The sequence below is a fragment of the Actinomycetota bacterium genome (genome assembly GCA_036280995.1).
In the GTDB taxonomy this organism is placed as follows: Bacteria; Actinomycetota; CALGFH01; order CALGFH01; family CALGFH01; genus CALGFH01.
On sequence record DASUPQ010000822.1, the window covers coordinates 1 to 8,811 of the forward strand.

The window sequence follows — 8,811 nt, forward strand, 5'->3', positions numbered from 1 at the left end:
GCGCTACCGGCAGGGACCACGCTGCCACCTGCGGCCACCTGGCGCGAGTGGTACAACCGCGGGCTACCCCGGGCCAGCCTGCGGGTCATCGGTGAAGGCGGCGCCAGCCTCACCGTCCCCGGCATGGACCGGCGCCGGACAAACCCCCGCCAAGGGTCCGGGGGCCCTGCCAGGACCGCGGCCGGCCCTCGACGGTCGCCGGCTGGCCGTCGTGACCCGGCCTAGGGCACCTCGGTGGTGGCGTCGGGTCCAGGACGAAGGCTTCCGCCTACCGCAGCCTGAAGGCGGCCGCGTCGGGTTCGGGGACCCAGTGGCTTGGCGGGGGCTCGAGCCAGCGTTCGTGGCGGGCGAGCTGGTCGGCGGCGACGCGGAGGGAGTCGAGAGCGGGGTGCCGCAGGTCGCGGTGGTGGACCATCGTCCAGGGGTACAGCGGCGCCGGGTCGGCGAGCGGCCGGACGACCACGCCGGCTGCGAGTGGCCGTTCCGACAGGGTCAGGATCGGCAGGCCTTCGGCGTGCAGGTGCCGAACGGTCTCCTCCAGGCCTTCGGCGTGCGGGTGGGGCAGGGAGGGCCGGGCGCCGAACGCCGCCAGCAGGCGTGCTCCGAGGTCGGCCCACTCCGGCGCCTGATCGTTGCCGGCGCTGGAGTCCACCTGGGTGCCGGCCAGCGCGGCCAGCGGGACCGGGTCGAGGGCGGCGAGCGGGTGCTCGGCGGGCAGCAGTAGCGCCAGCGGCTCCAGCCGGATCAGGTGGCGGACCAGCTGGGTGGGGAACGGCTGGCCGAGCCCTTCGCTGCGGCCGAAGGCGACGTCCAGGCGGCCCGCCAGCAGCAGGCGCAGCGCGGCGCCGAAGCCGCCGTGGAAGCGGGCCACCAGCTCGGCCCCGGGTGCGTGCTGGCGGGCGGCCTGCAGCACCCGGGCCGGAGTGTGTCCCTCCGCCAGCAGGTCGACCAGCAAGGGGCGACCGTCGCCGGGGCCGTGCAGCTCTCGCAGGGTCTGGTCGTGGAGGTCGAGCAGCTCGCGGGCCCGCACCAGGAGGCGCTCTCCGTCGGGGGTGAGGGCGACCCGGCGGGTGGTGCGGGTGAGCAGACGGACGCCGAGTTGCCGCTCCAGCCGGGCGATATCGCGGCTGAGGGCCTGCTGGGCCACGTACAGCCGGGCGGCGGCCCGGGTGAAATGCAGCTCCTCGGCAACGGCCACGAAGTGGCGCAGCAGGCGCAGGTCGAGCTCACCCGTCATCGGTCCGCCACCTCCTCGACGCCGATTGACACTCTAGCCGTGTGAATCGGTTGCGGACAGGTGTTGGACGGCCCCGCCCGGCCCCGCAACGCTGGCAGTGTCCAGTTCGACCCGCAAGGAGGCGCAGCTTCGATGTCGATCCCGCCACCCTCGACTCTGCTCCTGCTGCAGCGACGTACCGTGCGGGTGCTGGTCGTCGCCCAGCTGCTGGGCGCCCTCGGCCTGGCCGCCGGGGGTACGGCAGGGGCGCTGCTGGCCGAGGACCTGACCGGCAACCCCGCGGCTGCCGGGCTGCCGCTGTCGCTGCTGGTGCTGGGCTCAGGGGTCGGCGCGGTGATGGTCGCCCGGGTCATGGGCGACCACGGACGACGGGCCGGCCTGACCGCGGCCTACCTGGCCGGCACCGTCGGTGCGGCGCTGGTGGTGGCCGCGGCGGGGTGGAGGAGCTGGCCGCTGCTGCTGGCCGGGAGCCTGCTACTTGGTGGCGGCAACGCCGCCGTCATGCTGGCCCGCTATGCCGCCGCGGACCTCGCCAGTCACCGCGGACGGGCGATCAGCACGGTGGTGACGGCCGCCAGCGTCGGCGCGATCGCCGGCCCCAACCTGCTCGGTCCGACCGGCCCGCTCGCCGAAGCGGTCGGGCTGCCGGCGCCGGCCGGGCTGTTCCTCCTGGCGATCCCGGCGTTCCTCGGTGCGGCGCTGGTCCTGTTGGTGTTCCTGCGGCCCGACCCGCTGCAGGTGGTCAGGACCAGGGCGGGGTCAGGTGAGCCGGCCACCCCGGGAGGCCGGGGCGAGCTGGCCGTCCTGCTCGGCGACCGCCACATCCGGATCGCGTTGCTGGTGCTGGCCATCACCAACCTCGCCATGGTCGGGGTGATGGCGGTGGCGCCCGTGCACCTGCATCACCATGGGGCCGCGATGGGCACGATCGGCCTGATCATCGGCAGCCACATCGCCGCGATGTACCTGCCCTCGCCGCTGACCGGCTGGCTAGCCGACAGGTACGGCGCCCGCGTGGTGGCCGGCCTTGGGTCGCTGCTGCTGCTCGCCGCCGGCACGGTCGCCGCCGTCGCCGGCTCCGACCAGGTCGGGGTCGTCGCTGCGTTGCTGCTGCTCGGGGTCGGCTGGAACGCCGGGCTCATCGGCGGCAGCGCGCTGCTGCGCGACGCGCCGGTCTCCGCGTCGCTGCGGACCCGGGCCGAGGGGCTCGGCGAGCTCGGCATGGGTGCCGCCGCGGCGATCGGTGGCAGCGGCGCCGGGCTGCTGCTGGCCGGCGGCGGCTTCGGGCCGCTCGCCCTGGTCGCGGCCGCACCCTGCCTGCTGCTCCTGGTCCCCGTCGCGGCCGCCGGGCGTCGACGGGCGGCCGTGCCTCCTGCCGGTCCAGCCTTGGATCCCCCGTGACCGGGCCTATCGGCTCGGCAGGCGCTGGACCGTCGAGCCGCGCTGTGGCCGGCAAGGCAGGCACGCCAGCATCGGCGGGCGATGGCGATCGGCCGGCGGCGGTTGCACTGCCCAGGCCGACGCCGCGCCGCCGACAGCCGCGCCCGACCCCGAGGAGACGGCGGTCGCGGGCTCGGTGGCCAAGTCGGTCCAGGCGGCCGTCGACGACCTGCCCGAGGCGCAGCGTGAGGCGATTCGCCTGGCATACTTCGATGGGCAGACATACCGGCAGGTCGCCGAGACCCTCGGCATCCCCGAGGGGACGGCCAAGTCGCGTCTCTGGCTGGGGCTGCGACGGCTCGCCGACCGCCTGCAGGCTGAAGGGATCGAGCCATGAACGACGGTCACGCCGCGGTCACCGAGCTGCTCGGCGCCTGGGCACTGGACGCCTGCTCGGCGGAGGAGACCGCCACCGTCGAGGACCACCTGGCCGGCTGCCCTGCTTGCACTGTCGAGGCCGACCGCCTGGGCCGGGCGGTGGCCGGCCTGGCCACCACGGTAGGCGTGCCACCACCGGCGCGGCTGCGCGGCGCCGTCCTGGCTGCGGCCACCGCCCGCCGTCCGGCCGCCGGGGAGGACGCCAGCACCGGGTACGCCGCCTGGGTGGACCGCTTCGACACCCAGCTCGCGAGGCTGACCCCGGGGCAGTGGCGGGAGCGGGTGGTCCACGACTGGACCGTGCAGGACCTCGTCGCCCACCTGACCGCCACCGACGAGCTGCTGGTGGCCCAGCTCGGCTCCGCCGATGACGAGACGCTCGAGGACCCCGCCGAGCTCGACGGCGGGCTGCCCGCGCGACGCACCGCCGCGGCCATCGGCGAGCACCGTGGTCGCCCCCCCGGGCGCACCCGGGCGGCGTGGCGGGCCCAGGCCGACCGCCTGTTGCACGAGGCCGGCGAGCCGGGCGCCCTCGACCGGCAGGTGCGCCTGGCCGACCCGCGCCTGCCCCGGCAGCCGCTGCGGACCGCCCTCGTCCTGCGCCTGTTCGAGACCTGGATCCACACCGACGACATCGCCAGGGTCCTGGGCGGCCCGCCCGCCCCGCCCGACGAGGGGCACGTCGCGCTGATCGTCGGGTTCGGCGTGCGTCTGCTGCCCGCTGCTCTGCGACTGGCCGGCGCCGACCGCCCACCCCGCAGCGCCCGCCTGGTCCTGGTCGGTCCCGCCGGTGGCGACTGGATCATCTCGCCGGCCGTCCAGCGCGCCCCGGCGCGCCCGCCGGACGCCACCGTCACGATGGAGACCGTCGAGTTCTGCTACCTGCTCGGCAACCGGCGCGACCCGCACTCGGTCGCGCACCGGGTCGAGGGCGACCCGGCCATCGCGGCCACCCTGCTACGGGCCGCGACCACGCTCGGCTGCGACTGAAACCCAGCGCCGACCCACCCTCGTCGAGCAGCAACTCCACCGGACGTCGGGGTCGCTGACGTCGACGGGCAGCCCTCGCGACCGGAACCACTCAAGTCCCTGAGGGCGTCTGGCCGCGCTCGTGAATGCGTTGTCCGGCGACCTCGGCCTGGCGTTGCGGCCAGGCAAGCCCCAGCGGCCCATACATCGGCACCACCGGCGGTCATCCGGTCCGGCCAGGTCGTGGCGGGCTTGGCCGGCGGCCGCGGATCAGCGGCAGGTAGACCTCGTCGACGATCTCGGCCAGGACGCTGTCGGGGACGGTGGGGGTGCCGCGGGTGATGTATTCGTTGCGCAGGAGCACCACCGCGACGGTGGCGACCCGGGGATGGAGGGCTTCCGGGGCGACCTCGCCGCGGGCGACGGCGCGGCCCAGGACCGTCAGCCAGGTGCCGGAGCCGGCGTCCGTGGTCAACTCGCGGAGCTGCGCCAGGAGCTGCGGGTCGTCGCCGGCGCTTGCGAGCAGGCTGCGGAGTATGTCGCCGGCGGGCGAGGACAGGTGGCGGTTGGCGCGGCGCAGCAGCTCCAGCACGTCGCCGCGCAGCTCGCCGGTGTCGGGGAGCTCCTGGTCGGCCACGACGAGCTGCCGGTAGGCGGCCAGGCCGAGCACGGCCCGGTTGGGCCAGCGGCGGTAGATCGCGTTCTTGTTGGTGCCGGCGCGCCTGGCCACCCGGTCCATGGTCAGCCCGGCGTAGCCGTCTTCGGCAAGTTCGTCGAGTGCGGCCCGGAGGATCGCCCGCTCCAGCGCGGCTCCGCGCCGCCGGGTCGGGGTCGAGCCCGGTCGCCTGGTCGGTTCGGCAGCCGTGGACGCCTCACTCACGGTACGTAGCGTACCCCATGTTCACCGGACCGGCACCGTATCAGCCCTCTAGGAAGGTACAGTCAGTACCGTATTTGAAGTAGCGAACGGGAAGAGGGGTCGCGACGCATGCGAGCCAAGGGCATCAGTTACGACACCGGCATCATCAAGAACGGGGTGAACGGCCGCGAGTCCTTCGACCTCGCGGTCGTCAAGCGCGAGCTGCAGATCATCCGCGACGACCTGCACTGCACCGCGGTCCGCATCATCGGCGGCGACCCCGACCGGCTGGAGGCCGCCGCCGTCCACGCCGCCGATCTCGGTCTGGAGGTCTGGTTCTCGCCGTTCACCCCGATCGACCTGACCAGCGACGAAATGCTCTCCCTGCTGGCCCGGTGCGCCGACCGCGCCGAACGGATCCGCCGGCAGGGTGCCGAGGTCGTGCTTGTCACCGGCGGCGAGCTCAGCCTACTGAACAAGGGCTTCCTGCCCGGCGACACGATCGACGAGCGGATCAAGCTGCTGGATGCGCCGCCGCAGCAGCTGCGCGAGCTGATCGCGGCCGTCCCAGCGCGCATCAACGACTTCCTCGGCAAGGCCGCGGCGGTCGTCCGCGAGCACTTCGGCGGGAAGGTCACCTACGCCGCCATCCCGTTCGAGGGTGTCGACTGGACGCCCTTCGACCTTGTCGGGGTCGACCTCTACCGGACGGCTGAGATCGCCGACCGGTTCCGCGACGGCGTCCGCGCCCTCGTCGCGCAGGGGAAGCCCGTCGCGATCACCGAGTTCGGCAGCGCCACCTACCGCGGCGCCGGCGGCAGGGGCGCCCGCGGCGGGATGATCGTCGAATGGGACGCCGCCGGCGTCACACCGCTACGGCTGGACGGGGACTACATCCGCGACGAGGACGAGCAGGCCACCTATCTGCGCGAGCTGCTGGACGTCTTCAACGCCGAAGGCGTGGACAGCGCCTTCGTCTTCACCTTCGCGGGTTATGCCGCGCCGCACCGCGCTGGCCCCCGCGAGGACCTGGACAGGGCCAGCTACGGCATCGTCAGGGTGCTGGAAGATCGCCACGGCGAGGCATACCCCGACCTAGCCTGGGAACCCAAGGCCGCGTTCAGGATGCTCGCGGACTACTACCGAGACTGACGACCGGACCTTGCGGGCACCGCTCACCCCACACCCTGGAGTGGGTCGGGTCGAACCGTGCCATGGCGGCGATCAAACAGGCCCCGCTGCGGCCCTCCTCGGGGGAGTGGTGCGGCCGCGGGCCACGGGTGTCGCAACTTCGGCGTCGCGCTGGCGGTCAGGGCACGCGCCCCGGGCGGCCACCGCCATGGTCGCGCCACCGACCCCGATGGGAGTCTCGGCACCCGAACGACCCCGGCCGGGCACCGCCGCCAGCGCCACCCTCAGCTCCCGGGCCGGCGCCAGCCGTCCCCGCACCCGATCCCGGGGTTCCGGCGCGACGCCCCTGGGCCGGTTCACCACCATCGACGTCCCCGGCGCCGCGGCGACCCAGCTCACCAGGATCAACGACCGCGGCCAGATCGTCGGCCTCGACATCAACCCCAAGGGCGCACCGAGCCAGCAGCCCACCGGGACGGCGCCGAGAGGCCGCATTGCCTGAACGCTGGCAGCCCTGACAGGGCAGGGTGGCCTGGGAGCGGCGACATGCCTTCCCGGGCCAACCCAGCCCATCGCCGCGGCACGCACCGAGCTGCGCAGCCTGTCGGACCGCGTCAGCATGGCGGCCACTGCCACCAGGGCCTGCAACTGAGCGCATGACTGCGGCAGTCACGGTGCTGCGCGGCCTGCGAAGAGGCCGGATCGCACGGCGCTTGGCCCCCTGACATGCCAGCCGACGCCGCAGGCTGGCTCATTCCTTCCCCCTTCCCGCCCGCATGTCGCGGTGCTAACGTTCCGGCCCATCTGGGCAAAAGGGGGAGGCAGGCATGCTTGACGGCGCATTGGTTATCGACGCGGTCGCCCACAGCTACGACTTCCGGGACACCAACAACGCCAGCGGTCGTTACTCCCAGGCGGTGACGGACCTGATCTTCGGCGCCCACACGGCGCTGTCGCCGGCGGGCTACCGGGTTCCGCGTGAGCAGTTCATCCGCGACTGGGACGTGGAGGAGACGGCCAACCTGCTGTTTGTGGAGAGCGACTATGACCTGGCCTGCCACCACGTCCTGCAGCTCAGCGCCTACCGCGACGGTGGCAGCGGGCTGGAGAAGGCCAGGGAGGCCAAGCGGCGCTGGCCCCATCGCTTCATCGTGTATGCGGGGGTCGATCCGCTGCGGCCCGACGCGATGGAGTCGCTGGAGCAGCAGGTCGAGGAGCTGGACCCGGTGGGGTTGAAGCTGTACCCCAGCAGCTGGAGCGGCGAGCAGGTGCGCGGCTGGCTGATGGACGACCCCGAGGTCGCCTTCCCCTTGTTCGCCAAGGCCCAGGAGCTCGGCCTCAAGGTGGTCGCCATCCACAAGGCGGTGCCGTTGGGGCCGGTGCCGATGAAGCACTACCGGATGGACGACATCGACGCCGCCGCCGACGCCTTTCCCGGGCTGGCCTTCGAGGTCGTTCACGGCGGGATGGCCTTTGTGGAGGAGACCGCCTGGCAGCTGGCCCGCTACCCCAACGTGTATGTGAACCTGGAGGTGACTGCCAGCCTCACGATGTCGGCACCCGCCCAGTTCACCCAGGTGCTGGCCGGCATGATCGGCCCCTCGGGTCCGGGCGCCATCGACCGGCTGCTGTGGGGCACCGGCTGCAGCGTCTGGCATCCGGGCCCGCCGCTGGAGTGGTTCTGGAACTCCTTTGCGTTCCCACAGGAGCTGCTGGAAGGCTTCGGCCTGCCCCAGATCGACCAGGACGCCAAGCGCAAGATCATCGGGGAGAACTACGCCCGGCTGATCGGCCTGGACGTCGAGGACGCCAAGGCACGCATCGCCGACGACGAGTTCGCCCGACGGCGCGCCGAGGGCAGGCCCGAGCCGTTCGCCACCACCCGCTCGGCCGGGACGGCCGGATGACCACCGTCGAGGCCGTGCACACGGCGCTGGAGGGGATCGTCGACCCGTGCAGCGCGGCCACCGGCGTGCCCCTCTCCATCCTGGACATGGGCCTGCTGAGCGGGGTGGAGATCCGCGGCGATCAGGTGCTGGTCGACCTTCGTTTGACCTCTCCGCTGTGCCACCAGGCCCCGTATTTCATCATGGAGGTCGAGCAGCGGATAGGGGCGCTGGCCGGGGTGGGTTCGGTGGTGTGCCGCACCGACATCGGGGTGGCGTGGGAACCGACCATGATGCGCCAGGACGCGGTGCGTCGGCTGACCGCCAGGCGCCAGGAGCTGGACGACCGCCATCCGGCGACCTCCTAGCCGGGTCACCCACGCAGCCACACCTAAGAGTCGCCGGAGCAGCGGGGCCGGCTGGACCTTCGACCGATCCCACCCGGACCGGAGAAGCCGGATCATGACCACTGGGTGTCGCGGGCGACGGCCAGTACCTCGACGATCCGGCGGGCCTGCAGCCGCCACCGCCCGAGCTGCAGCGGCTCCTTGGGGCGGTCCAGACCAGCCAGGCGGCGATGGACGAATTCCTCAGTGGAATCGCGGAAACGGTCCCCGCGCCTGAGTTCATCGGGCGTCTGCTTCAACCGGGTCGAACCAGCTCGGGGAGCGACACGACGTCGAGCGTCAACACGCACTGGGCGAACGCGCTCCGGCCGCTCGAAACCTCGCCAGGACCGGGACTCAGGGCGTGCTGCCTGTTCGGGAGGACCGCCGCCGCCGCTGGGCGCGAGGTGGCACCGGCGTGCGATCGGTGTGCTTGGTGGGCGTCGCCACCGGGAGCTGGGCGAAGATCTCGAGTCCTCGGTCGTTCTTCCCGTCGGGCGAGAGATCCTCCCAGCCCTGGATCTC

Annotated in this window: 10 protein-coding genes; 7 read left to right on the forward strand and 3 right to left on the reverse strand. The window is 73.1% G+C overall.

What is annotated here, in order from left to right; genetic code table 11:
* Positions 1 to 268 precede the first annotated feature (268 nt).
* The gene (locus VF468_27350) at positions 269 to 1,237 is read right to left on the reverse strand and encodes a LysR family transcriptional regulator (protein HEX5882003.1); all 969 of its coding nucleotides are present in this window, start codon (positions 1,235 to 1,237) and stop codon (positions 269 to 271) included.
* A 132-nt stretch (positions 1,238 to 1,369) separates the two neighbouring features.
* Between VF468_27350 and VF468_27355 the strand changes: the two genes are divergently transcribed.
* The 3 genes from VF468_27355 (at position 1,370) to VF468_27365 (ending at position 4,045) form a co-directional block, all read left to right on the forward strand.
* On the forward strand, positions 1,370 to 2,638 hold the full coding sequence (locus VF468_27355) for an MFS transporter (protein ID HEX5882004.1): 1,269 nt from the start codon (positions 1,370 to 1,372) through the stop codon (positions 2,636 to 2,638).
* Between the two features lie 70 nt (positions 2,639 to 2,708).
* Complete coding sequence (locus VF468_27360; protein ID HEX5882005.1) at positions 2,709 to 3,014, forward strand: sigma-70 family RNA polymerase sigma factor; 306 nt, start codon at positions 2,709 to 2,711, stop codon at positions 3,012 to 3,014.
* Positions 3,011 to 4,045 carry a maleylpyruvate isomerase family mycothiol-dependent enzyme gene (locus tag VF468_27365; GenBank protein HEX5882006.1) on the forward strand — a complete coding sequence of 345 codons (1,035 nt, stop codon included), beginning with the start codon at positions 3,011 to 3,013 and terminating at the stop codon, positions 4,043 to 4,045. Before VF468_27360 ends, VF468_27365 begins: the two co-directional genes overlap by 4 nt.
* Positions 4,046 to 4,247: 202 nt before the next feature.
* Here VF468_27365 and VF468_27370 read toward each other — a convergent pair whose 3' ends face one another.
* Positions 4,248 to 4,904: a TetR/AcrR family transcriptional regulator gene (locus VF468_27370; protein ID HEX5882007.1), complete on the reverse strand. Its 657-nt coding sequence runs from the start codon at positions 4,902 to 4,904 to the stop codon at positions 4,248 to 4,250.
* Between the two features lie 108 nt (positions 4,905 to 5,012).
* Between VF468_27370 and VF468_27375 the strand changes: the two genes are divergently transcribed.
* The 4 genes from VF468_27375 (at position 5,013) to VF468_27390 (ending at position 8,268) form a co-directional block, all read left to right on the forward strand.
* On the forward strand, positions 5,013 to 6,035 hold the full coding sequence (locus VF468_27375) for a hypothetical protein (protein ID HEX5882008.1): 1,023 nt from the start codon (positions 5,013 to 5,015) through the stop codon (positions 6,033 to 6,035).
* A 208-nt stretch (positions 6,036 to 6,243) separates the two neighbouring features.
* Positions 6,244 to 6,516, forward strand: coding sequence for a hypothetical protein (locus VF468_27380; GenBank protein HEX5882009.1), 273 nt, complete (start codon positions 6,244 to 6,246; stop codon positions 6,514 to 6,516).
* Positions 6,517 to 6,841: 325 nt separating this feature from the next.
* Positions 6,842 to 7,921, forward strand: a complete 1,080-nt coding sequence (locus VF468_27385) for an amidohydrolase family protein (GenBank protein HEX5882010.1) — start codon at positions 6,842 to 6,844, stop codon at positions 7,919 to 7,921.
* Positions 7,918 to 8,268: an iron-sulfur cluster assembly protein gene (locus tag VF468_27390; GenBank protein HEX5882011.1), complete on the forward strand. Its 351-nt coding sequence runs from the start codon at positions 7,918 to 7,920 to the stop codon at positions 8,266 to 8,268. Before VF468_27385 ends, VF468_27390 begins: the two co-directional genes overlap by 4 nt.
* Positions 8,269 to 8,360: 92 nt before the next feature.
* On the opposite strand, the gene VF468_27395 is transcribed toward VF468_27390, so the two are convergent.
* Positions 8,361 to 8,546, reverse strand: a complete 186-nt coding sequence (locus VF468_27395) for a hypothetical protein (GenBank protein ID HEX5882012.1) — start codon at positions 8,544 to 8,546, stop codon at positions 8,361 to 8,363.
* Positions 8,547 to 8,811: the final 265 nt, after the last annotated feature.